Raw genomic sequence first — 24,392 nt, forward strand, 5'->3', positions numbered from 1 at the left:
GGCGTGACACGTGAGCTGACGGGCACCGCCGACGTCGTCATCCTCGGCGGCGGTTCGGGCGGGTACGCCTGTGCACTGCGGGCAGCCCAGCTCGGCATGTCGGTCATCATGATCGAGGCCGGCAGGCTCGGCGGCACGTGCTTGCACACCGGATGCATTCCCACCAAGGCGCTGCTGCACGCGGCCGAGATCGCCGATTCGGTCCGAGAGGCATCGACTTTCGGGATCGAGGCGACGCTCGACGGCGTCGACATGACTGCGGTGAACAAGTACAAGGACGAGGTGGTGGCCGGCCTGTACCGCGGACTGCAGGGGCTGGTGGCGTCCCGTGAGATCGAGCTCGTCGCCGGTCGCGGACGTGTCGTGGACAATCGCACCGTGCAGGTCGAACTCGCCGACGGCGGAACCGGCACGTACCGCGGTGAAGCCCTGGTGCTGGCCACGGGCTCTCGACCGAAGTCGTTGCCTGGCCTGAACATCGGCGGTTCGGTCATGACCAGCGATCGTGCTCTGGAGTTGAATGTCGTTCCGGACAGTGTCGTCGTGCTGGGCGGCGGTGTGATCGGATGCGAGTTCGCCAGCGTCTGGACCTCGCTCGGCGCGCACGTGACCGTTGTCGAGGCCGCCGCGACGCTACTGCCGACGGAGGATCCGTGGACAACCAAACAGATAGAACGAGCCTTCCGCAAACGAGGTCTCACTCTGCGTACCGGGACTTCGTTCAGCGGAGTCACCGAACGACCGGGCGGCGGCGTGCACGTCGATCTCAGCGACGGATCGCAGCTCGAAGCGGACCTGATGCTCGTGGCCGTCGGCCGTGGGCCGCGTACTGCGGACATGGGGTTCGAGGAGGCGGGAATCGAGCTCGACCGGGGGTTCGTCGTCATCGACGAATGGCTGCAGACGACGGTTCCCGGGGTCTTCGCGGTGGGCGATATCGTGGCCGGTCCGCAACTGGCACACCGTGGTTTCGCTCAGGGCATTCTGGTTGCCGAGCAGTTGGCAGGGTTGGACTGCACTCCCATCGAGGACACCGGAATTCCGCGAGTCACCTACTCGAACCCGGAGGTTGCGTCGGTGGGATTGACCGAGAGCGAAGCCGCGAAGCAGTTCGGTGAGGTCGCAACGGTGGTCTACGACCTCGCCGGTAACGGCAAGAGTCGGATTCTCCGCACGTCCGGCGGGGTCAAGCTCGTCCAGGCGGGACCGGAGGGTCGCGTTGTGGGAATCCACCTGGTGGGCGAGCGTGTCGGTGAACTGATCGGGGAGGCTCAGCTCATCTACAACTGGCAGGCGACCGCAGGGGACGTCGCCCAGCACGTACACGCCCATCCGACCCAGGCAGAAGCTCTGGGGGAGGCGCACCTCGCGTTGGCGGGGAAAGCGCTGCACGCGCACAGCTGACGAACAAGGAGAAGCAATGCCGGGACCGGCAGGCCGACTCGATGCTGTTCTCGTATGCGGAGGGCAGTGGCACGACTTCGATTACGCACGCCTGCAATTGTTGTCGGCAGTGGCCGAGTACGAGCAGGTTCGGACCAGAGTGTTCGAGGACTACGACTGTATCGAGGCGGTGGCCACGGCCGACCTCCTCATCACGTACACGTGCAATCGGGTTCCCGATCAAGCGCAGCAGAATGCTTTGGCGCAGTTCGTCTCTCGCGGTGGACGATGGCTGGCCCTGCACGGCACCAACTCGGCGATCGAGAGGACTTCACCCGGATCGGCGAGCAAATACGTGACGCCACGATCTCTGAGCACCATTGCTCCCGTGCTGGGAAGCCAGTTCCTCGGTCACCCACCGATCGCGCCGTACACGGTCGAGATCACCGATCCGGCCCACCCGTTCGTGGCCGGGATCGACTCGTTCGAGGTGACCGACGAGCTCTACGTCAGCGAACTCCATCAACCGATTCAGGTCCTGGCGCACACTCGATTCGTCGGTGAGTCGACGGGTTTCGAGGAAGGACACACCGCCGACGACGAGCCACGTCCGGTGCTATACCTCAAGGACCACGGTCGCGGGACCGTCTGTTATTTCACGCTCGGTCACTGCCGAGGGCGATTCGACGTACAGGATCTCGGCATCGACGATCTGGGCCGGGTGGACCGGGGGAGCTGGACGGTTCCGGAGTTCCGCACCGTGTTCGAGCGGTGCCTGTCGTGGGCCGTCACCGGAGATGCAGCGGCCCACGACTGACCGAGTGCTCAGATGATGTCGACGGTGTCGAGAATTTTCTCGGCGTAGGCTCGGTCACCCTCGATCGAGACATGCGCTCGCCACGGACTTCGTGTGGTGCCCCAGAGCACGAAATCCGTTGCAGTCGAACGGACCACGGTATCGGCACCCGAGATTCCGGATTCGACCGTCAGGAGTTGCGAGCCGGGCCGAAGGGTCCATTCGCCGCCGCCTGCACCGGTGAGTTGTACGCCGAGCGGCCGGTCGAGGACGCCGCTGACCGGGGTGCACATCTGCGGTAGGCCGGTCCACATCCAATCGACGGCAGTGCGGACCAGGTCGTCTTCGGGATCGGGTGTATCGCGTGTCACCGGACCGTCGGGTCCGAGCAGGTCGACGTAGAGATGGCACCACATGTCGAACGCGAACGCATCCGAGAGTTGATGGGTGGGATAGGTTCCCAGATCGGTCAGTGTCATCGGGGTCGCTGCCAGCTCGCTGCCCTGCATCGCCTCGAGCACGCCGAGTGCGCCGTCCGCGTTGGACAGGAATTCGTCGGCCACCTGCGCGCTCGACCAGTCGCGTCGTGCATCGACCAGTAGGTTCTGCGCCTGTTCCGCTGTCGTCGGAACGGGTGCCGACGGGTCGTGGGCCGGCGGGTCCACCATGATCTTGAAATTCGATCCCGTGTGCGCGACGAGGTCTTTGACGGACCATCCGGCGCAGCGACTGGGGGCAGCCCACTCGTCCGCGGTGAGCCCTCTGATCACCACCGAATAGCGCTCGGCGAGTTCGCGACTGGCAGACAATCCGGCTGTGCTCATGAATGAATCCTCGTCGTGTTCATGGCCGGTTCACTGCACCGGCGTCGATGGAGTACTGGGAGGCCGTTACGTTGCGTGCTTGGTCCGATGCGAGCCAGGCAACGAGGTTGCTCACCTCACGCGGGTCGATCCACGGAACGGGCAGCAGGTTGGATACCTTCATCGCCTCTGCGGCTTTCTCTCTGGTCGGGCTGGGATCGCCGGGCGAGAACAACCCCCACGTCCGCTCGTTCTGAATCATCGGTGTGTCGACGCCGGTGGGGTGAATGGAGTTCACCCGAATGCCATGTGGCCCAAGCTCTTGCGCGAGGCTCTTCATCAAGCCGACCACTCCGTGCTTGCTCGCCGTGTAGTGCGGAGCGTTTGCATAACCCTGTATGCCTGCCGTAGAGCTGGTCAACAGGATGACGCCGCCCTCGCCTTGTTCGATCAGTCGCGGAATGGCTACCTGCGCCGTGAAGAACACACCCGTGAGATTGATGTCGATGACGTCGCGCCACGCTTGCTCTGGTGCGTCCGCAGCGTCGTGGCTGATGAAGATGCCTGCGTTGGCCAGCACGATGTCGACTCGGCCGAGTTCGGCGAGGCCCTCCTCGAACGCATTCCTCAAGCTCGTCAGGTCACGGACGTCTGCCTCACGGGCGACGATCCGCCTGCCCAGGCCCTCCACGAGATCGACCGTGTCCGCGAGGTCGGACGGTTCGGCCAGTGAATAGAAGGGAGTCACACTGTCGATGGGTTTACAGATGTCGACAGCGATGATGTCGGCACCCTCCTCGGCGAGGCGGACGGCGTGCGAACGCCCCTGGCCCCGTGCTGCTCCGGTGATGAATGCGACTTTGCCGTCGAACTGACCCATGATCTTCTTTCGGTTGTCGGTTGTCGGTTGTCGGTTGGCGATCGGGGGAGCTCAGTAGGACGCAGTGCCGCCGTCGACGCTGAGGATGGCACCGGTGATTCCGGCACCTGCGTCCGATGCGAGCAACATGGCCATTGCCGACACTTCCTCGATCGTGTTGGGGCGCTTGATGGCCGACTCCTCGGCGAACAGAGCGACCATCTCCTCGAACGACATTCCCATTGCGGCGGCGGTGCTGGGGCCGTTGTTCTTGATGATGTCGGTGATGACAAGTCCGGGGCAGATCGAGTTGACAGTGATCCCTTGGGTTCCGACTTCACGGGCGATCGACTTCGTCATTCCGTTGATGGCGTGCTTCGCCGCGACGTATGCCGTGAACACGGGCTTGCCGTGCTTGCCTTCGACGGACGAGATGTTGATGATGCGGCCGTACTTGTTGGGCAGCATGTGTTTCAGGGCTCGGCGGGTCGCCCAGAAGTTGGAGTTCAGGTTCCAGTTCATCACCAACGTCCACTCCTCGTCGCTGAGATCGACCGTGGGCTGCAAGTCCTTCGCGCCACCGGCGTTGTTCACCAGTACGTCGATTCGACCGAAGGTGGAGACCGTCTGCTCGATGAAGTTCTCGACGTCCGCCTGAACGGTGACGTCTCCTGCGAAGAACGCGGCGCGATCTCCGACACCGAATTCGGCGAGGGCCTTGTCACCTTTCTCGGCCGAGCGGCCGTTGAGTGAGACCTTCGCGCCCTCGGCCAAGGCCGCCTCGGCGATGCCACGACCGATGCCCTGAGTTCCACCGGTGACGGCAACAACCTTGTCTTGCAGTTTCATCGAAGTTCTCCTCGGAAATGTCGGACGGGATCTCGGACAAGTAACTTGTCATCGTCTACAGTCTTGCATGTAGAGTGGCGGAAGTCACAGCAATGTGCAGAACGAATCAAAAAACTATCCACCGAGACGTCGACGATGACGTCAGAGACGAGAAGCGACATGTCCGAACAGCGTTGGTTGGTCGATACCGAGCCGAGCACCCGTCTCCCCGTGTACACACGTTTGAACGCGAGTGACGTGCTGTCGGACCCGATCACGCCGCTCGGCGCAGATCTGGGCTGGATTCAGAACATCCTGCCGGGATGGAACTTCGGCTATGCCAGCTTCGGTAGCTACTCATTGGCGGAGTCGCCCGATCTGACGGCGTCGGCGGCCATCTTCTACGGCCATCTCTACGTGAACATGTCGATGTCGCGATTGACCGGCATTCGCGGTGGATTGCCCGTCGAGTTGGTCGACCAGCTCTGGTACGGCGGGGACCCCGATATCCCTCCCTACGTGGCACATCCGGACGACGAGAACGCGGACGCAAGCCAGCGCCTGCAAGCCCGAAATGCCTGGGCGCTCTCGACCGAGGACTTTCCCGAACTGGAGGAGGACCGAACCCTCGCCGACCGCTTGCGTACCGAACGGCCGGACCTGTCGGTGCTGACCCCGGCTGCTCTCGTCGCGCGCGCACGCTCGGTGATGCCCCTGGAACGAGTGGCGTGGCGCGGCGAGGTCGTCGCCACCAACTGCTCCGCGGTGGGCCCCGCCGTACTCGGTCAGTTGCTCGGTGCCGAGCATCAGGACCTCATCGTGACCCTCGTCGGTGCCGCAGGCGACGTCGATTCGGCGCTGCCGTCGTATGCACTGTGGGATCTGGGTCGACTGGCACGGGCCAACGACAGGCTGATGGCCGCGTTCGACGAGGGCATCGAGGGTGTCGGTGCGCGCGTGCACGGGATCGACTCCGCGTTCGACGCACAGCTCGAACAGTTCCTGCTCGACTTCGGCTACCGCGGACCCAACGAATGGGATCTCGGATCGGTGTCGTGGGAAACCCGACCCGAACTGGTTCTCGGTCTCGTCGACAGGCTTCGGCTCCAGGACGACGCGGCCTCACCACATGCGCGGCTGGCCGACCACGCATCGGCCACCGACACGGCGCTGAAGAAGGCCGAGGACATCGTCGGCGACGATGCCGACGGACGAGCAACTCTCACCGCCGCGCTTGCGTCGGCTCGTCGTTTCGCCGCATGGCGGGAGCGGGCCAAGACCAACTGCATCAAGGTCTTGCACGAAGCGCGGGTTCCGCTCGTCGAGCTCGGACGCCGACTGTTCTCGGAGGGCCGTCTCGAATCGGCCGACCACGTGTTCATGGCCGTCGACGCAGAACTCGACGTGTTGGCGAGTGCGCCCGAGTCGATCGCACCGGTACTCGCGCAACGCCATCGCGACTGGAAGGAACTGTTCGGCCTGGAACTGCCGACGTTCCTCGACGGGCGCGAGGCATTCCCGCCGTTGTCCTCCCTCGCTCGCAAAGGCCAGTCGGCCATCGAGTCCGTGCAGGTGGGCGACGTGCTGCAGGGTTCGGGCGCGTCACCGGGCGTCACCCAGGGCCGCACTCGGGTGATCACCTCGATGGCGGCACTGGGCGAGTTCGAGGTCGGTGAGATCCTCGTTGCGCCACAGACGGATCCGTCGTGGACACCGTTGTTCATGGTCTCCGGTGGGGCGATCACCGACGTCGGGGCCATGGGCTCCCACGCGATGATCGTCAGCCGCGAACTCGGTATCGCCTGCGCTGCAGGAGTTCAGGCGGCGACCCGTCGCATTCCCGACGGTACGCTCGTGGAGATCGACGGATCCAAGGGCACGGTCACCATTCTGGAACTGACGTGAGTGGTGTCGTGACCGCGACCCGAGCAGTCTTTCTCGCCGAGCGGCCCTCGGGCGAACCCGAAGCCCGACACTTCGACGTTCGGGAATTACCGCTACCCGAACGCGCTGCGGATCAGCTTCTCGTCCGCAACATCTTCATGAGCGTCGATCCGTCGACGCGGGGACGCCTGGGGACGTCGAACATGCAGTACACCACCAACATCGAGGTGGGTTCGCCTCTCGACGGCTCGGCGCTGGGGGTGGTGATCGAGGGCACCGACGAGGTGCCCGCGGGTTCCTACGTCCGGCATCGGCTCGGCTGGCGCGAACACGCGGTGCTCGACACCGCTGCGGCCACGGTGATCGCCCCACGCGGTATCGAGCTGCACCACTGGCTCGGGATACTCGGCCAAACCGGATTCACGGCGTACTGCGGACTGCAGCGCGCCGGTGAGATCCGAACGGGAGACACGGTGTTCGTGTCCGCAGCTGCGGGCGCAGTGGGAAGTGCCGCGGGTCAGTTCGCGAGATTGCTCGGTGCGACGCGGGTCATCGGGAGCGCCGGGGGACCGGACAAGGCAGCCCTGCTGCGTGATCGGTTCGGGTTCGACGTAGGAATCGACTATCGCGCCCGCCCTGTCGGTGCTGCGCTGCGTGATGCGGCACCGGACGGCATCGACCTCTACTTCGACAACGTCGGCGGCGATCACCTCGTGGCTGCGCTGTCCGCGCTCCGACAGCAAGGCCGCGTCGCACTGTGCGGCATGATCTCGAACGGCGGTCCGGACAGTCCACCCCTGGACCGTCTGATCGAGGTCATCCTGAAGCGAATCACCATCAAGGGCTTCATCGTTCGTGATCACGAGGACCTCAGGAGCGAGTTCGAGGACCGCGTCGCCGGCTGGCTCGCTGCCGGCGACATCGTGGCCGAGTCCACGATCCACGACGGCCTCGACAACGCGGCCGACGCATTCTTGTCGATGCTCGGCGGCGGCAACATCGGAAAGATGCTGGTCCGGGTGTCCTGACCCGCGTCGTCCCGATGGACCGGACGTCTACCCGGCGATGGTTCGGTCGGTGTCCCAGTACGGTGCTCGCAGTGCCTTCTTGTCGAGCTTTCCCATGACGTTACGCGTCAGCTCGTCGACGATCACGTAGCGTCTGGGGCACTTGTACGATGCCATCGCCGCCTTGGCGAACCCTGCGAGTTCGGTGGTGTCCAGCGTTGTATTCGGTTCAGGGACAACCAGAGCCAGCAGGGCTTCACCGAAGTCGGCATCCGGTACTCCGATGACCGCGACCTCCGCGACGGCAGGGTGTGTGGCCAGAACTCGTTCGCTCTCGGCGGGGTAGAGGTTCACGCCCCCGGACACCACCATGTCGGCGACTCTGTCGGTGATGAAGACGAACCCGTTCTCGTCCACGTAGCCGACATCGCCCAGGGTTGCCACGCCCGGCAAAATGTAAGCGGCTGCTGTCTTTTCGGGATCGGCGTGATACACCACGCTGCGTTCCGGCGGGGTTCGGAAGCCCAGTACCCCGACCTGCCCACGGTCGAGTTCGTGTCCGTCGGCGCCGACCACGACTGCCTCGAACGGCGGTACTGCGCGCCCGACCGACCCCGGATGTGTACGCCAGTCCGGTGAGTCGATCTTGCACACCGTCCCGATTTCGCTGCCGCCGTAGGACTCCACCAGAACCGGCCCGAACCAGTCGATCATGGATCGCTTGACATCCGGCGGACACGCCGAGCCGGTGTGCGCAACGTACTCGAGGCTGGAGACGTCGTACTTCGAGCGAGTGTCGGTATCGAGTGCGAGCAGCCGCTGGAAGTGCGTCGGGACCATCAATGTGGACGTGACGCGGTGGCCGTCGATCGAATCCAGCGTCTTCTCGGCGTCGAAGCGGCCCAGCACCACTACTGGGTGGCCGGAGAGCAGGTGCCGAACGGCGGTCAACGGACCGTTGTGCTGGAGTGGTCCCACGACCAGGTGTACTCCGTCCGGGTAGCCGGATCTCGCAGCGACCGCGTCGGCGAATTCTGCAGCGCTCTGGCCGGTGGCCGGCAACCATCGCACCTGGGTGCCGCGGGCGCGGCCGGTCGTGCCGGATGTGTAGACCAGAGGTGGACGCGCGGGGCGCTCGGTCGGAGGCGTGGATGCAGAGGAAGTTCGTCGCGGCGTGACGGCCTCCGACCAGTCCACCGTGTCGACGGCACCGTCGCACCCGTGCGCAATCACTTCGCGTAGGCCTGCGGTGGCCGCGGCGGCGCGGGACGAGAGGAGACCGGCCGGACCGGTCACCACCGCGACGGTTCCGGAGTCGAGGAACTGCTCCGACATCTCGTTCGGTGTCAGCTGACGGGAGACGGCGACCGTGCCGACGCCCCGCGCAATGGCCGCCACGTGGGTGAGCAGGGTCGGACTGGAGTTCTCGCCGATGACGGCAATGCGGTCGTCGGAATCGGGGGCGATCTCGAGAAGGTGCTCGCCGAGCGCCTCGAGGGCGCTGAGCAGGTCGGACCACGTCATCGAGGTGGTGTCGTCCGTCAATGCCCGGCCTGACGGATCGACTCGTGCTCGATCTCTGATTCGGTCGAGCATGGGATCGATCCTCCAAAGGTGTGACGCGACGGGTTGAAGTAACTTTATAGTGATTCTACTTACATTGCGCTAGTGTGGTGACGATACTGGTGAAGACGTAAACAAAGTCTGCAGAGAGGTGTACGTGGTGACTTCGACCGCGACCGACCCGACCCGCGAGGCCATAGAGCCCGTGGGGTCGAACGATCCGACGCCGAGCCGAGAGGTCGTGCTCGATCTGCACCGCAGGATGGTGCGCATCAGGCAGTTCGAGACCGAGGCCGGTCGGTTGATGGAGGGCGGTCGGATGCCTGGCTTCCTGCATCTCTACGTCGGACAGGAGGCTGTCGCGGCCGGCGCGATGTCCAACCTCAGGGACACCGACCAGATCACCTCCACCCACCGCGGACACGGTCATGCCGTCGCCAAAGGCGCCGAATTCAAACCGATGTTCGCCGAGCTGTTCGGTCGCGTCGACGGTTACTGCAAGGGCCGCGGCGGCTCCATGCACATCAACGACCTGTCGATCGGCATGCTCGGTGCCAACGGCATTGTCGGAGGCGGTATTCCGATCGCAGTGGGCGCTGCGTTCGCGGCCAGGTACCGCGACGAGGATTCGGTGGCGATCCCCTTCTTCGGCGACGGCGCGAGCAACATCGGGGCGTTCCACGAAGCGGCCAACATTGCGGGAATACTCGAGCTACCGGTTGTCTTCGTCTGTGAGAACAACGGATACGCCGAATTCACGGCACTCCGTGACCACATGAAGCTGGAGAACGTGGCCGATCGTGCTGCGGCCTATGGATTTCCGAGCGAGATCTGCGACGGAATGGACGCGATCGCCGTGCGCGCCGCAGTCGGTCGCGCCGTCGAGCGGGCGCGAAACGGCGGCGGTCCCACACTGGTGGAAGCCAAGACGTACCGCTACTACGACCACCAGGGTGTGAAGGGTCTCCGCAAGACGTACCGCACCGAGGAGGAGGTCGAGGCCTGGAAGGAGCGCGACGCCATCAAGTTGCTCGAAGCGCGGGCGGTGACCGAGGGGCTGGTCACCGAAGCCGAATTCGCAACCGTCTGGGCCGAGGTCGACGCCGACATCGCAGAATCCGTGAACTTCGCCGAGGCCAGCCCGTTCCCGGATCTGGCCGACATCGCCCTCAACGTCTACAGCGACTGAAGATCTGAAAAGGCTGAGCATGTCTACTGCAACGGAAACACCCGAGTCGACCGCGACGGCACCGAGCGCCGCGGGCAGAGTCACCACCTACGTCAAGGCCTACAACGAGGCCGTCGCCCAGGTCATGCGCGAGGACGACAACGTCTTCGTCGCCGGCGAGGACGTCGCGGCCTACGGCGGCGTCTTCCACATGTACGACGGACTTCTCGCCGAATTCGGGTCGCGGCGCATGGTCGACACACCGATCGCCGAGATGGGTCTGATCGGACTCGGCGTCGGCGCGGCCGCACGCGGCCTACGCCCGATCATCGACATCATGTTCATGGACTTTCTGGCCGTCGCGCTCGACCAGGTCGTCAATCAGGCCGCCAAGATGAAGTTCATGTACGGGGGCGAGGTCAAGGTCCCCATGGTCATCGCTGTCGCGTACGGCGCCGGTGTCAGTGCGGGCGCACAGCATTCACAGAGTCTCGAAGCGTGGTTGGCTCACACGCCCGGTCTCAAGGTGGTCATGCCGTCGAACGCGTACGACGCCAAGGGCTTGATGGTCTCCGCCGTACGTGACGACAACCCCGTCGTGTTCATGCTCAACAAGGTCCTTCTCGGTGCCCGCGCCGAGGTACCGGAGGACGTCTACGCAATCCCGCTCGGTGAGGCGTCCGTGGCGCGAGACGGCGAGGATGTGACCATCGTGGCGTTCGGCCGCATGGTCTCCGAAGCGCTGAAGGCCGCGGACATCCTGGCCGAGTCCGGGGTGTCGGTGGAGGTCGTCGATCCGCGGACGGTCCAGCCTCTGGACACTGCCACCATCGTGAAGTCTGCGTCGAAGACCAACCGCATCCTCGTGGTGCACGAGGCCGTGACCTTCGGTGGAATCGGAGCCGAGGTGGCCGCGCAGATCCAGGAGGAGGCGTTCGACTACCTGGACGCGCCCGTACTTCGCGTCGGTGCTCCCTTCACGCCGGTGCCGTTCAGCACACCACTCGAAAAGGCCTACGTTCCCGATGCCGACCGCATCGTCGCAGGTGTGCGCCGTCTCCTCGAAAGGAACTGATCGTGGCTCAGCAGATCGTGCTGCCGAAGCTGGGTCTGACGATGCAGGAGGGCGTGATCGGCGAATGGGTGGCCGAATCCGGCCAGCGCATCGGTCTGGGCGACGTTCTTCTGCGGCTGGAAACGGACAAGGTCGACGTCGACGTCGAAGCGGAGGCCGAGGGAATCCTGGCGACGACCGCGCAGGCCGGTGACGTCTTGCCCGTCGGCGCGGTGATCGGGTGGCTTCTCGGCGACGGGGAAACGGCACCGGGCGTCGACGCGGCGGTCGTGACCGCGGCCGAACCGGCCGCCGCCGACGGTGCCACCGCCGCCGTCGAGACCGACGTTCCCACCCTGGGCAGCGACTCACGAATCAAGTCGTCTCCGAATGCCCGCCGGGTCGCTGCGATGTCCCACATCGATCTTGCCCGTGTACGGGGTTCCGGCCCCGGCGGACGAATCGTGTCCGAGGACGTCGAGGAGTTCCTCGCGGCAACGCCCGTGCAGGACAAGGCAGACACTGCCGAGAAGGCCGGTGCCTCCGAGAAGGTAGCGACGCCCGAGCCGGCGCAGCCCCAGAACGCGGTCGGCGCGGACAGTGCGGCCGGTCGGTTCGTCGGCCCGGTACTCCGTCGTCGGGCAGCCGAGCTCGGAGTCGATCTCGGCGAGCTCGTCGGATCCGGTGTCGGAGGGCGAATCACGAAGGGCGACATAGAGACTGCCGCCGGTCGCAGTGTTTCGGTCCCGGTTGGCGCGCAATCGGCAGACGCGGACGCGCCTGCCCGCACGACCGGCCCGAAACCCGGCGACACCATCCCGCTGAAGGGCATGCGAGGCGCTATCGCTCGCAACATGCTCGACAGTCTGCACTCCATGGCGCAGCTGACGCACGGCTACGAAGCAGATGTGACCGCACTGGTGCAGATCAGGGCCGAACTGGGAGCCGAGTCCGCGCGCAGCGGGTCGAAGCCGCCGAGCCTCAACGCATTCGTGGTCAAGGCCGCAGCGCTGGCGCTGAGGAAGCATCCACTGCTGAACGCGGGAATCGCCGACGACGAGGTGACCCTCTTCGAGGCCATCGACATCGGCGTCGCCGTGTCGGTCGAGGGTGGTCTCGTCGTTCCGGTCGTCCGGGGAGCGGATTCGTTGTCGATCGGCGCAATCGGCGCTCGCACCACGGAATTGGCGACAGCTGCCAGGACGGGGAGGCTGGGATCGTCCGACATGGAGGGTGCGACGTTCTCGGTCAGCACGCTCGGGGCGTACGGAGTCGACTTCTTCACGCCGGTCATCAATCCCGGCAACGTGGCGATCCTCGGAGTCGGCAGAGTGAAGGACGGATTCCGTTGGGAGGGGCAGACTCCCGTCAAGACTCAGGTGATGACTCTGAGCTTGACGTTCGATCATCGGGCCGTGGACGGAGCTCCCGCGGCGGAATACCTCCGCACGGTCAGCGAGATCCTGGCGCGTCCGCTGAGCCTGTTGGCGGACTAGGCGAGCGGTAGGAGATGGAATCGACCGCGATCGACGACAGGCTGTTCGTCGAACTCGACCCACCACTGTTGGCCGGAAGTTCGTGTGGCGACTGCGATGTGGTCGTCTTTCCGGCAGCCCATCGGTGCCCGGGATGTACCGGCGAGAACGTCACGCGCATCGCGCTGCCGAACCGAGGAACGATCTGGACGTGGACCACCCAGGCGTTCGCGCCGAAACCGCCGTACCAGCCGCCGTCGTCGGGATTCGAACCGTTCGTCGTCGGATACGTCGATCTCGGTGCGGTTCTGGTCGAGTCGCGAATAGTCGGTGAGGTCGCGATCGGCGACGAGGTCGAGTTGCGTCTGCTCTACGTCGGCGGGGGCCAGGTCACGTTCGCCTTTGCCAGGGTGGTCTCGTGAGTCCGGCCGACATCTTCGTCGTCGGAGCGGGGATGCATGCCTTCGGGCGGCACGACGGTGTCTCCGGCATGGACATGGGTGAACACGCACTTCGTGCCGCACTGAAAGACGCCGGAATCGGGTGGTCCGATGTCGATGCGGCCGTCGGTGGCAGCAACGTCTCCGGCAAGCCCGACTCGCTGGTGTCTCGGCTCGGGCTGACCGGAATCCCGTTCACGACCGTCAAGAACGGCTGCGCCACAGGGGGAGTCGCGCTGTCGACCGCGGCCGACATGCTCACCGCCGGTCGAGCGGGGATCGTCGCAGTCGTCGGTTTCGACAAGCACCCGCGAGGAGCATTCGCATCCGACCCCGCGGCCTACGGTCTCGACCCCTGGTACGCGCAGACCGGTCTGATGGTCACCACGCAGTACTTCGCCATGAAGACTCGTCGGTACCTCCACCGGTACGGACTCGACGAGTACGCCCTCGCCGCGGTATCCGAGCGGGCCTTCGCCAACGGGGCCGCGCATCCGATGGCATGGCGTCGCACTCCGCTGACCTCTGCGCAGGTTCTGGCGTCCCCGATGATCAACGACCCGCTGACCCAGTACATGTTCTGTTCGCCGGGCGAGGGCGGCGTGGCACTGATTCTCGCTCGGGGTGAGCGGGCACACGACATGTGCGAGCGGCCGATTCGGCTGGCATCCGTCGAAGTCCGAACGAGACGACCGGGATCCTTCGAGGTCTTCTCACCCTGGTTGACCACCGATCCGGTGCACAGCCCGAGTATCGACGCGGCCGCGTCTGCATTCGCCGGAGCGGGTGTGGATCCGGCCGACGTCGATGTGGCGCAGTTGCAGGACACCGATTCCGGGTCCGAGTTGATCCACATGGCCGAAACCGGGCTCTGCGAGCACGGTGAGCAAGCACAGTTGGTCGGCTCCGGAGCGACCGACTGGGACGGCGACCTTCCGATCAACACCGATGGTGGATGTCTGGCCGGAGGTGAGCCGATCGGCGCATCCGGATTGCGGCAGGTGCACGAGGTGGTGCGTCAACTGCAGGGTCGAGCGGACGGGCGTCAGGTGCCCGGCGGGCCGACCGTCGGATTCACGCATGTCTACGGGGCACCGGGTCTGTCGGCCTGCACCGTGCTGACGAGCCGATAGCGAAAGGCGAACCATGACAGAGGTTGTCGACACCGTTCCCGAGTTGGCCGATTTCCGGTCGGAGGTCCGCTCGTGGTTGAGCTCGATCCTCCCGCCGCGGCCGACCCCGTCACCGGACGACCGGCCGGACCTGGCCGTCTTTCGCAATCTGTCCGATGACGACGAGTCGGCCTTGCTCGACGCCGTCAGAGAATACCGTCGCAGGCGTTTCGATGCAGGCTACGGCGCGGTGACGTTGTCGGTCGAGCACGGTGGACGCGGGCTTCCCGCGTCGTTCGCATCGGCCATCGCCCAGGCCGAGCGCGAGTTCGATGTTCCGCCTTCGACCGAACTCATCAGTGTCACCACGGGTCTCGTCGGTCCCGCGGTTGCGATGTTCGGGTCCGACGAACAACGTGAGACCTACGCGAATCCACTGCTGCGCACGGATTTGCTGGCCTGTCAGCTCTTCAGCGAGCCCGGTGCCGGCTCGGATCTGGCGGCTCTGGGATGCCGTGGGGTGCGCGACGGTGGCGAGTGGATCTTCAACGGGCAGAAGGTGTGGTCGTCGGGCGCACGGTTCGCAGACCTCGGGATGCTCCTGGCCCGCACCGATCCTGACGTGCCCAAGCACAAGGGAATCACCGCGTTCCTGGTTCCACTCGACCTCGAGGGCGTCGAGATCCGCCCGATTCGGCAGATGAGCGGGGGCGCATCCTTCAACGAGGTGTTCCTGCACAACGTTCGAGTTCCCGACAGCATGCGCCTGGGCGACGTCGGCGCGGGGTGGAAAGTTGCCGGTGCCACTCTGGCCTTCGAGCGCACCGCCTCCGGTTCGGTGACCCGCAAGAAGGGCGGCTCGGTCGCAGAGTTGGTGACTCTCGCACAATCCCTCGGCGTGGCCGGCGATCCGCTGGTGCGTCAGGACATCGCCGACGTGTACATCCGATCCGAACTGCGCGCCGCCACCGCCGACAGGGTAGCGAGGGCCGCTGCGGCAGGGATCTCGCCGGGACCGGCCGCGTCGGTCGGAAAACTGATGGCATCGGACGTGCTGAGCAAGATCGGTGAGATTGCCGCAGACCTGTTGGGAGAGAACATCTCCGCCCGGGTGAACGACGACCTCTTCGCGTGGTCCGAGCACGTGTTGGGTAGCCCGGGTTACCGGCTGGCGGGCGGCACCGATCAGATTCAGCGAACCATCATCGGCGAGAGAGTGCTCGGCCTACCGTCCGAGCCACGGGAGAATCGTGATCGGCCGTGGTCGGGGCGCGACAAGCGCTGATCTACCGGGTGGAGGTCTCACCAGGCGAGGGCGAGGGCCAGACGTTCCCGATGGAACGCGGAACCACCGAAGAGTTGAGCGTCTGCGCGTGCACGTCGAAAGTACAGGTGGCAGTGGTGCTCCCAGGTGAAGCCGATGCCGCCGTGCAGTTGCACCGCCTCGGCCGTCACCGTTCGGTACGCGTCCGAGCACCACGCCTGGGCAACCGAACCGGCTTCGGTGCGGTCTTCGGCTTCGACCGCGCGGGTCACCGCTGACCGACTCGACTCCACCAGCACCAGTAGGTCTGCGAGCGAGTGCTTGACCGCCTGGAAGCTACCTATCTCGCGGCCGAACTGCCGTCGTTCCTTGGCGTACCGGACCGTGGCATCGAGACTGGCCTGGGCACCGCCGAGCTGCTCGGCGGCCAGCACTATGCAGGCGAGGTCGAGGGCCGGAAGTAGTGCTGTGGCAGCGCTTCCGCCAGTTGTGAGACGTCGTGCCGAGGTATCGGTGAGGGTCACAGAGGCCTGAGCGCGGGACAGATCCAGTGTCTCGACGCGGGAGATCGACGCGCCGTCGGCAGACGCCTCGAGGACGAAGACATCGGGGCCGTCGGGAGTTGCCGCCACGGTGACGATCCATCGCGAGCCTGCGGCACCCGGGACGGCTGGCGTGTGCCCGCTCACTGTCCATCCGTGGCTGTTCTCCGAGGCGGTGAACGGCAGGTGGTCGGGCGACCACCACCCGCGCCGGTCGAGCCCGGCGAACGCCGCAGGCTGCCCTTCGGCGATGTCGGACACCACGTTCTCGGCGCTGCCTGCGCCGGCGAGCACCTGCCCCGCGAACAGGGTCGAGAGAAAGGGGACCGGAAGCAATGCAGCGCCGAGCTCCTCGGCGACGACGACCAGTTCGGCCAATCCTCCTATACCACCGCAGGATTCGGGCAAGCCGAGGGCAGCCGTTCCGATCTGCTCCGCCAGTATCGACCAGGCGCGCGTGTCCCATCCTGGGCCGGCCGGATCGAGTCGACGGCACAGGTCGTGTCCGCCGAGTTCGGTGGCAGCAGCGCGGACGGCAGCTCGAAGGGCGTCGAGTTCGGCGCTCATCGTGTGGAATTCACCGGCTTTCGAGGGTGGCGTGCGCCGCGGCGAGCCGGGCAACCGGGACCCGCCGAGGTGAGCACGAGACATAGTGCAGGCCGAGCGAATTGAGGAACGAGATGGACTGCGGATCGCCGCCGTGCTCACCACAGACACCCAGTTTGACGTCGGGACGAGCGGTGCGGGCACGGTCGACGGCCATGGAGACCAGAGCGCCGACACCGTCCCGATCCAGGACGGCGAACGGGCTGTCGGTGAGCAGCCCATGTTCGAGATAGTGGGCCAGTACCGTCTTCTCCACGTCGTCGCGGGAGAACCCGTAGGTGAGCTGGGTCAGGTCGTTCGTCCCGAAGGAGAGGAACTGGGCCTCGGCGGCCAATGGTTCGGCCAGCAGGGCTGCGCGGGGAGTCTCGATCATGCTGCCGACGAGATAGGGAACGGTGACGCCGGTGTCGGCGGCAACGGTCGCAGCGGCCCGGTGCACCTGTGCGATGGCCTCGGTCAGTTCGCCCGGCAGCGACACCAGCGGAATCATGACCTCGAGTTGCGGTGTCATTCCTTCGCCGTTCACCACGACCCACGCACGGAACAGAGCTTCGGCCTGGGCGGGATACAACCGGGTCTGCACCATGGCGAATCGAACTCCGCGCAGACCGAGCATCGGGTTCGATTCGTGTGTGGCAGCCGCACGTTCGGCTTGTTCGCGGTCGCGATAATGGCCGTCGGCCGGGAGGAACTCGTGCAGCGGCGCATCGAGCAAGCGCACGGTGACGGGTCGGTCGCCGACGACACGGAGCAGGTCGGTGAAGTCCGATTGTTGCGCGGCGGTCAGGGCCGCAATGGCCTCGATCTCCTCGGCCTCGCTCTCGGCCAGTACCAGCCGTTGCACCAGCGGGAGTTGATCGCCGAGGAACTGGTGCTCGGTGCGGCACAGTCCGATTCCCTCGGCACCGAGGCGAAAGGCGGTAGCGGCGTCGTCGGCATTGTCCGCGTTGGTGCGGATGCGCAGTTCGCGGATGTCGTCCGCCCAACCGAGCAACACTTCCAGTTCCGCTGACGGCTCGGCCGGCCGAATTGCCACGGTACCGACGTAGACGTCACCGGTACGGCCGTTGACCGAGACGGTGTCGCCCTCGGCGAGGGTCACGCCGCCGGCCGTCACGGTGGCGCGCTCTCTGTCGATGCGGATGGTCGCCGCGCCGCAGACCGCCGGACGACCGGCACCGCGGGCAACGACGGCGGCGTGGGATGCGAGCCCGCCGTTGGACGTGACGACCGCGGTGGCTGCCAACAGAGCGGGCACGTCGGCGGGGCTGGTCTCGGACGCAACGAGGATGACGGCCTTGCCCTGCGCTGCCAGAGCAAGTGCTCGATCGCTCGACAGTGCGATCTCGCCGACGGCAGCACCCGGTGACGCGGGGAGTCCGCGGACGAGCAACTGCTCGCTACCGGTGAGGGTGAGCTGAGCGTGCAGAAGGTCCTGCATCAGGTCGGGCTCGAGCATGCGCACTGCCTCGCTGCGGTCGATCGATCGCGCGTTGGCCAGATCCACGGCGAGATTGGTGACCGCACGTGGGCCTGGATGGTCCAGCGCCCCTGCACTCAGCAGGGCGAGCTGGCGATCGCGGACCTCGAACTCGATCTCGGCGACACCGCGCAGATGCGGCTCGAGAGTCGCGAAGATCTGATCGAGGATCTGTTCACCACCGGGAGTGCTGGACAGTGGTTCGCCAGGACCGGGATTGGGATCGGCCTTGCGGACACCGAGGTGGAACACGCCGTGGGGTGCGTACTTGCCGGTTTCGAGATCGCGGCTGACGGCGGAACCATGGCCCGAGTCGTCCCAGGGGCCGAGTCGCAGAGCACGGACGTGCAGTGCAAGGCCCAGATCGTCCGGTAGGGACAGAGAGCGGCGGGCCCGCTGCCCGCGGGGAGAGGCCCAGCGAGCCAACATGGCGGTCGCTGCGAGGCCGAGCTGCTCGGCAGGTTCGGTGGGAAACGGACTGCCCGTCGCACGTTCGATCAGTTCGAGAAGGGCGGGTACGCGAGAGTGACTGTCGGGGTGGTCCTCGTCCAGATCGTCGAGATCGTCGGTGTCGACGTCGAGGGCACCTTCGGCGACGAATCGAAGGGTCGCAGCCCACGAGTCGTAGATGTCGCGATCGCGTCCGATCACCTCGACGAGTGCATCGACGTTCAGGGGCGAGAGCCCGATGACCGAGATGGCAGGAGGCAGAGCCGACACCGGAACCGGTGCGCTGCATCGCAGATGCAGCAGCATGGGTCGGCGCTCGGTGCGCACCGACGGCCAGATCCCGCGGACTGCCAACTTCTCCAACAGATCGATCGTGGCGCTCGCGGTGTCGGGAACGCGCAGGCCGGCACCGGACCCGATCGGCACCGTCAGCCCTGGTACGACCGGAAGACCAAGCGCGACAAGGTTGTCCATCTCGACGCCGTGAACCCCCAGCGCGTCGGCACCGAGACCGCGAGCACGGCCTTGCCCGTACGGCACTGCTGCGCGCGCGGAGGTGAGTACGGAACCGTCGGACAGGGTCATTCGGCGCTACCGCGGACGAGTTCCTCCTCGAGTGCCTCGTCCTCGGCGCGGGTGAGTCCCAGCATCATCAGCACGTGCTGATGGAGCCACATCCACACGGTGTGGTAGCCATCGGTCAGGGGCGACGTCATCGACGCGGTGTCGCCGTTGTCGAACCGTTCGAGTGCGACATTCAGGCGGTCGCGGTACTCCAAGAGGACTGCACACTGCTTCCCACCGCGGCGGAGCAGCTTGGACACGGATGTATGAATGTCCTCGAGCTGGTCGCGGATTCTGGCGTCGTACTGTGCATCGCCGTGGTCGTTGGCCGTGCCGTCCGGACGGCACTGCCATGCGGTGCACAGTTCCCGCAGCCGACGGTTGACCGGTAGGAATGCGCGCAGGAAGTCGGTGACCGCACCGTGCTCGTCGCTTCCGTCTGTGAGACGAACCTGCGCACCGGCAGCGGCGATTCCGGCCTGCGTCGGCATGACGATCGGGCCCTTGGCCACGGCGTCACCGGCATCGACGACAGCCTGTAGCTCGGGCGTGACCGGCCCTCGAAGCATGCCCTTCACAACGAGGTCGACCAGAGCGGTCGATTCGGATGTGGTGGTCGCAAGGTCGTTCATGGTGCTCCTGGCGCTCTCCGGTCCCCCGTGGGGAACAGCCTTCGGCAAGTGACGTACGTCTACCGTAGGCGGGACTGTGACGGTGCTCATAACCTACTCAAATAGTAGTGGATGTCAAGAAACTTTGTCCAACTCTGTACAGGTTTGACTGCGGCTAGTTACTTGACAGCATGTCGCCTTTGGCGGCTAGGCTGCATGTGATGGCCGCCACTCGGCCGACCGCCGTACGGGAAGAGGGATCGCGACATGGACGACCGAACCGAGCTCTACATCGGCGGGAAGTGGGTGGCCTCCGCGGGCGGGGGCACCATAGATGTGCTCGACGCCACGACGGGTGAGCTGCTCGCCCGCGTACCCGCAGGAACGGAAACCGACGTCGACGACGCTGTCGCCGCAGCGCGCTCCGGCTTCGATGTGTGGTCGCAGTCCTCGATCGAGGAGCGAGTCTCGGTGTTGCGGCGGATCGCCGACGGGCTGGTCGAACGCGAGAGCGAGCTTGCCGAGATGATGGCGCGCGAGGTCGGGACGCCGATCGCGCGGTCTCGAACCGTACAGGTGGGGCTCGGAGTCACGATCTTCCGATCGATGGCGGACATTCTCGAGGACACCTCGTTGGAGGAACGTCGCGGGACATCGTTGATCCTGAAGGTCGGCATCGGTGTCGTCGGCGCGATCACGCCGTGGAACTACCCGCTCTACCAGCTCGCCGCCAAGGTCGCGCCTGCCATTGCAGCCGGATGCGCCACGGTGGTCAAGCCCAGCAGTGTGGCCCCGCTGGTCGCGTTCGCGGTCGCCGAGATCGCCGATTCGACCGCTCTGCCCCCGGGCGTGCTCAATATCGTCAGTGGGGCAGGCGGCCGGGTGGGGGAGCGGCTGGCCGGACACCCGGACGTCGACATGGTGAGTCTGACCGGCTCGACGGCAGCCGGTGCCCGCGTCGGACAGGTAGCTGCAGCCGGAATAAAGAAAGTGACTCTGGAGCTGGGAGGCAAGTCGGCTTTCGTCATCGCTCCCGACGCCGACTTCGATGCAGCTCTGACCGCCGCGGTGCGCGGCTGCTACGTCAACAACGGGCAGACCTGCACTGCGACAACGCGGCTGCTGGTACCCGCCGATCGCCTCGAGTACGTCGAGGAGAAGCTGGCGGAGTTGGTCGGCTCGCAGCGGATCGGTGACCCCCTCGACGAATCCGTCGACATCGGACCGATGGCATCGCGTGAGCAGCAGCAATCTGTCCTCGATCACCTCTCCGCAGTTCCCTCGAACGCTCACTTCGTGGTCGGTGGGCCGGGCGACGTGCCCGACCTGGACGATCGACTACGGTCGGGATTCTTCGTCCGCCCGACGGTGGTGAGCCGGGTCGACAACGATTCTGCGATCGCCCGTGAAGAGGTGTTCGGCCCGGTCCTCACGGTGCTCACCTACGACGGGATCGACGACGCGGTCCGCATTGCCAACGACTCCGAGTACGGGTTGTCCGGAGCCGTGTTCGCGGCCGACGACGACGCAGCGATTGCCATCGCCCGCAGGTTGCGCACCGGTCAGGTGGGCATCAACGGGGGGCGCTTCAATGCCCTTGCACCGTTCGGTGGCATGAAGAAGTCGGGTATCGGACGAGAGCTCGGACCGGATGGATTGGACGAATACTTCGAGAAGATCTCCCTACAGTTGCCTGCGACATGAGCGTCGAGGCGACCGGTGACATCACCCGGCTCATGGCGCGATTCGCGCGAGGGATCGACCTGCGTGACTGGGATATGTATCGATCCGTGTTCACCGACGAGATCGACGTCGACTACACCAGCTACCGCGCGGGTAACGGTGGGCACTTCCGCGCCGAGGACTGGGTGCAGCGTGGGCGAATGCTGTTCCCGGGGCTCGTTGCGTCGCAACACTTCTTGTCGAACTTCGACATCACGGTCGAGGGTGATCGGGGCACGGTCATCACCTACGTGCGAGCCGAGCACGTACTCCCGAACACCTCCGGCGATGCCGTGTTCACCATCGGCGGGTACTACACCGATTCGGTGGTGCGAGTCGGCGGTGAGTGGAAGATCTGCCGAAAGCAACTGACGGTTCTCTGGAACTCCGGCAACCCGCAGGTGCTGACGCTGGCCCGTGAACGAGCGGCTGCCCTACTCGCCGAGGCCTAGACGCGTCAGAGGCGGCGAACGGGATCGGTTCCGTCCCAGTTCGTCGCGGCGTCGGCAACACGCCGGTACAGCTCGAGAATGCTCGGCCGTGGCTCGTAGATCTCCAGGAGATGTCCGAGCTGCGGCCGCGCATCGTGGAACGCGAAGTTGTTGCCGTGCGGGGTGGACGCCGACAGTAGGGCCGGCCAACCACGCTCGGTGAGTTGCCGTTGGTGCTCGACGAACGACGCGACCATGATCGCAACGTGGTGCACACACCCGCGTGCTCGCGTGGTCTCGGCGAATTCCGGCGGTTCGGCCGAGTGCGTGTGCACCAATTCGATCTGCATGCGGCCCCATTGCCCGTAGGCCGATGAGTGGTCGAAAGCCCCCGTTCGGCCGTCGGAGCCGTACGCGGCCGTGATGACGTTCCGTCGCACGAAGAACGGCCCCGCTCCGGTACGGGCGGAGAAGTCGGCGGCCGCTGCACTGACGTCGTCGACCATGTACGCGATCTGAACCACACTGCCGAGCTCGAACTCACTCATCCGGATTGTCTCGCTTTCCATGTGCAACCGTCGATTCTGATGCTTGCTAACTGATGATCGACTGCAGATACGACGCCGCAGTTCTCGATCGCGGCGGTTACCGCGATCCTCTCCTCGTCGATGATTCCTGCACCGAGGCGCACAATGTCGAGTTTTGCAGATTGCTGGACTTATCCCTGTACATAGTTGAGTATGACGTGGGTAACACAAGCGGATCTCAAGTAACTCGAGTCACAGGCGGGCTTTCATGACCGATGCACTGAGCATCACCAGTCTTTCCAAGACCTTCGGCGGGCACCGAGCACTCGACCGTGTGGAGTTGTCGCTGGCCCCGGGTGAGATTCGAGGGTTGGTCGGTCAGAACGGGTGCGGGAAGTCGACACTGATCAAAGTGCTGGCCGGATACCATGATCCGGACGACGGTGCCCGGATATCGGTCGGCGGTCACGACCTTGCCCTCGGTGTTCCCGGCAGTGGCGAGGCCGCTGGCCTGCGATTCGTCCACCAGGAACTCGGGTTAGTCGAAACCCTCGATGTCGTCGACAATCTGGCACTCGGTCACGGCTACCTGACCACCGCGATCGGGACGATCGACTCTCGTGCCGAGCGAGCCCGGGCTCGCGCCGCCCTCGCCGAACTGGGAGTCGACCTCGACCTGAGCAAGCTCGCGGGAGCGCTGAGCATGAGCGAGCGCACGATGCTCGCGATCGCCCGTGCGGTTCAGGACAGGTCGGGTCAGGCCGCCGTCCTGGTACTCGACGAACCGACAGCCAATCTTCCCGCAGCAGAGTCTGTTCGGCTCTTCGACTTGGTGCGCAGGATCAGGGATCGCGGTGTCGCGGTCCTGTTCGTCTCGCACCACCTCAACGAGATCTTCTCGCTGTGCGACAGCGTCACCGTGATGCGGGACGGCGCTGTCGTGAGCACGCGTCCACTCGACGGTCTCGACGAATCGGGGCTCGTCGAGTTGATGATCGGGCGGCGCATCGACGATTTCCTGGCCGAACCGGAGGAGACATCGGATCCCGAGGGGCATCCTGTGCTCGAGGTGTCGGAGTTGAGTTGCGGTGCGGTGGAGAACTTCGGGTTCGCGATCAGATCCGGTGAGGTCCTCGGCATCGCCGGTATCACCGGCTCCGGTCGTGAGCAGATCGTGCCTGCGCTCTTCGGTGCCGAGTCTCGACGCGGGACGGTTGCCGTCGATCGTGTGGTGGTCGAACAGGGCCGCCCTGACCTCGCCATGTCGGCGGGCGTCGGATGCGTTCCTGCCGAGCGGCTTTCGAATGCTGCATTCGCTACCGCTTCCCTTCGCGAGAACGTCTCGGTCGCGGACCCGTGGGGTTTCTCTCGGGGTGGGATCGTGCGAGTGAAGCGGGAGAAGTCCGATGTTGCCACGTGGCTCGAGCGACTCGGTGTACGTCCGGCCGGTGACACCGAGCGCCATCTCGGCACTCTCAGCGGAGGCAATCAACAGAAGGTCGTGCTGGCCAGGTGGCTTCGGCGCAGTCCTCGCGTGTTGTTGTTGGACGAGCCTACGCAGGGTGTCGACATCGGTGCTCAGGCAGACATCCATGCACTCGTGGACAAGGCCGCGCAGGACGGCGCTGCGGTGCTCGTGGTGTCCACCGACCACGGGGAACTCACGCGCTTGTGCGATCGGGTGATCGTCCTCTCGGCAGGCCGGGTGGTCGACGAATTCTCCCGCCCCCGCATCGACCCGGATCGATTGACGGCCTCGACTCTGAAGAAACCTGTGTCCGCAGCAGCGCGGTCCGGCGCAGAAGATCGGTGAAAGGATCACC

At 65.4% G+C, this 24,392-nt stretch carries 21 protein-coding genes; 13 read left to right on the plus strand and 8 right to left on the minus strand.

Features of this window, described 5'->3' with window-relative positions; translation table 11 throughout:
- Positions 1-15: 15 nt before the first annotated feature.
- Positions 16-1,404 (plus strand): dihydrolipoyl dehydrogenase, encoded by a 1,389-nt coding sequence (gene lpdA, locus CH302_RS20995; RefSeq protein WP_037189035.1) that lies wholly within the window; start codon positions 16-18, stop codon positions 1,402-1,404.
- A 16-nt stretch (positions 1,405-1,420) separates the two neighbouring features.
- Positions 1,421-2,200: a ThuA domain-containing protein gene (locus CH302_RS21000; RefSeq protein ID WP_037188434.1), complete on the plus strand. Its 780-nt coding sequence runs from the start codon at positions 1,421-1,423 to the stop codon at positions 2,198-2,200.
- Positions 2,201-2,208: 8 nt separating this feature from the next.
- Here CH302_RS21000 and CH302_RS21005 read toward each other — a convergent pair whose 3' ends face one another.
- The 3 genes from CH302_RS21005 to CH302_RS21015 are packed head-to-tail and all read right to left on the minus strand — an operon-like array spanning position 2,209 to position 4,690.
- Positions 2,209-3,003 carry a maleylpyruvate isomerase family mycothiol-dependent enzyme gene (locus tag CH302_RS21005; RefSeq protein ID WP_037188433.1) on the minus strand — a complete coding sequence of 265 codons (795 nt, stop codon included), beginning with the start codon at positions 3,001-3,003 and terminating at the stop codon, positions 2,209-2,211.
- A gap of 19 nt (positions 3,004-3,022) precedes the next feature.
- Positions 3,023-3,865 (minus strand): mycofactocin-coupled SDR family oxidoreductase, encoded by an 843-nt coding sequence (locus CH302_RS21010; protein WP_037188432.1) that lies wholly within the window; start codon positions 3,863-3,865, stop codon positions 3,023-3,025.
- A gap of 48 nt (positions 3,866-3,913) precedes the next feature.
- Positions 3,914-4,690, minus strand: coding sequence for an SDR family NAD(P)-dependent oxidoreductase (locus tag CH302_RS21015; protein ID WP_037188431.1), 777 nt, complete (start codon positions 4,688-4,690; stop codon positions 3,914-3,916).
- A 159-nt stretch (positions 4,691-4,849) separates the two neighbouring features.
- Between CH302_RS21015 and CH302_RS21020 the strand changes: the two genes are divergently transcribed.
- Both CH302_RS21020 and CH302_RS21025 read left to right on the plus strand, forming a co-directional pair.
- A complete protein-coding gene (locus CH302_RS21020) occupies positions 4,850-6,574 on the plus strand; it encodes a PEP-utilizing enzyme (protein WP_037188429.1) in 1,725 nt (574 codons plus the stop codon).
- The gene (locus CH302_RS21025; RefSeq protein ID WP_230596167.1) at positions 6,571-7,581 is read left to right on the plus strand and encodes an NADP-dependent oxidoreductase; all 1,011 of its coding nucleotides are present in this window, start codon (positions 6,571-6,573) and stop codon (positions 7,579-7,581) included. The genes CH302_RS21020 and CH302_RS21025 overlap by 4 nt, the downstream gene beginning before the upstream one ends.
- A 27-nt stretch (positions 7,582-7,608) precedes the next feature.
- On the opposite strand, the gene CH302_RS21030 is transcribed toward CH302_RS21025, so the two are convergent.
- A complete protein-coding gene (locus CH302_RS21030) occupies positions 7,609-9,156 on the minus strand; it encodes an AMP-binding protein (protein WP_094650029.1) in 1,548 nt (515 codons plus the stop codon).
- A gap of 127 nt (positions 9,157-9,283) precedes the next feature.
- Here CH302_RS21030 and CH302_RS21035 point away from each other — a divergent pair, with 127 nt between their 5' ends.
- The 6 genes from CH302_RS21035 to CH302_RS21060 are packed head-to-tail and all read left to right on the plus strand — an operon-like array spanning position 9,284 to position 15,657.
- A complete protein-coding gene (locus CH302_RS21035; protein WP_230596166.1) occupies positions 9,284-10,312 on the plus strand; it encodes a thiamine pyrophosphate-dependent dehydrogenase E1 component subunit alpha in 1,029 nt (342 codons plus the stop codon).
- Between the two features lie 19 nt (positions 10,313-10,331).
- On the plus strand, positions 10,332-11,366 hold the full coding sequence (locus CH302_RS21040; RefSeq protein ID WP_037188426.1) for an alpha-ketoacid dehydrogenase subunit beta: 1,035 nt from the start codon (positions 10,332-10,334) through the stop codon (positions 11,364-11,366).
- Positions 11,367-11,368: 2 nt separating this feature from the next.
- On the plus strand, positions 11,369-12,841 hold the full coding sequence (locus tag CH302_RS21045) for a 2-oxo acid dehydrogenase subunit E2 (RefSeq protein WP_037188425.1): 1,473 nt from the start codon (positions 11,369-11,371) through the stop codon (positions 12,839-12,841).
- A 14-nt stretch (positions 12,842-12,855) separates the two neighbouring features.
- Complete coding sequence (locus tag CH302_RS21050) at positions 12,856-13,242, plus strand: Zn-ribbon domain-containing OB-fold protein (RefSeq protein ID WP_052047384.1); 387 nt, start codon at positions 12,856-12,858, stop codon at positions 13,240-13,242.
- Positions 13,239-14,393, plus strand: a complete 1,155-nt coding sequence (locus CH302_RS21055) for a thiolase family protein (RefSeq protein WP_082323505.1) — start codon at positions 13,239-13,241, stop codon at positions 14,391-14,393. The genes CH302_RS21050 and CH302_RS21055 overlap by 4 nt, the downstream gene beginning before the upstream one ends.
- 13 nt (positions 14,394-14,406) lie before the next feature.
- Entirely contained in the window at positions 14,407-15,657 is a 1,251-nt protein-coding gene (locus CH302_RS21060; RefSeq protein ID WP_037188424.1) for an acyl-CoA dehydrogenase family protein, read from the plus strand.
- Positions 15,658-15,674: 17 nt separating this feature from the next.
- On the opposite strand, the gene CH302_RS21065 is transcribed toward CH302_RS21060, so the two are convergent.
- The 3 genes from CH302_RS21065 to CH302_RS21075 are packed head-to-tail and all read right to left on the minus strand — an operon-like array spanning position 15,675 to position 19,910.
- Positions 15,675-16,745: an acyl-CoA dehydrogenase family protein gene (locus CH302_RS21065; protein WP_037188423.1), complete on the minus strand. Its 1,071-nt coding sequence runs from the start codon at positions 16,743-16,745 to the stop codon at positions 15,675-15,677.
- A gap of 10 nt (positions 16,746-16,755) precedes the next feature.
- Positions 16,756-19,299: a putative PEP-binding protein gene (locus CH302_RS21070; RefSeq protein ID WP_037188422.1), complete on the minus strand. Its 2,544-nt coding sequence runs from the start codon at positions 19,297-19,299 to the stop codon at positions 16,756-16,758.
- Positions 19,296-19,910: a hypothetical protein gene (locus tag CH302_RS21075; protein ID WP_037188421.1), complete on the minus strand. Its 615-nt coding sequence runs from the start codon at positions 19,908-19,910 to the stop codon at positions 19,296-19,298. Before CH302_RS21075 ends, CH302_RS21070 begins: the two co-directional genes overlap by 4 nt.
- A gap of 246 nt (positions 19,911-20,156) precedes the next feature.
- Here CH302_RS21075 and CH302_RS21080 point away from each other — a divergent pair, with 246 nt between their 5' ends.
- Together CH302_RS21080 and CH302_RS21085 are read left to right on the plus strand one after the other, a co-directional pair.
- Positions 20,157-21,593, plus strand: a complete 1,437-nt coding sequence (locus tag CH302_RS21080; RefSeq protein WP_037188420.1) for an aldehyde dehydrogenase family protein — start codon at positions 20,157-20,159, stop codon at positions 21,591-21,593.
- The gene (locus CH302_RS21085) at positions 21,590-22,063 is read left to right on the plus strand and encodes a nuclear transport factor 2 family protein (RefSeq protein WP_037188418.1); all 474 of its coding nucleotides are present in this window, start codon (positions 21,590-21,592) and stop codon (positions 22,061-22,063) included. Before CH302_RS21080 ends, CH302_RS21085 begins: the two co-directional genes overlap by 4 nt.
- Positions 22,064-22,068: 5 nt before the next feature.
- Here the strand turns inward: CH302_RS21085 and CH302_RS21090 are convergent, their stop codons facing one another.
- Positions 22,069-22,590 carry a VOC family protein gene (locus CH302_RS21090; protein ID WP_037188417.1) on the minus strand — a complete coding sequence of 174 codons (522 nt, stop codon included), beginning with the start codon at positions 22,588-22,590 and terminating at the stop codon, positions 22,069-22,071.
- A gap of 247 nt (positions 22,591-22,837) precedes the next feature.
- Between CH302_RS21090 and CH302_RS21095 the strand changes: the two genes are divergently transcribed.
- The gene (locus CH302_RS21095) at positions 22,838-24,382 is read left to right on the plus strand and encodes a sugar ABC transporter ATP-binding protein (protein WP_037188408.1); all 1,545 of its coding nucleotides are present in this window, start codon (positions 22,838-22,840) and stop codon (positions 24,380-24,382) included.
- The last annotated feature ends 10 nt before the right edge of the window (positions 24,383-24,392 follow it).

It is taken from the genome of Rhodococcus sp. 15-2388-1-1a (genome assembly GCF_002259145.1).
Classification (GTDB): Bacteria; Actinomycetota; Actinomycetes; order Mycobacteriales; family Mycobacteriaceae; genus Rhodococcoides.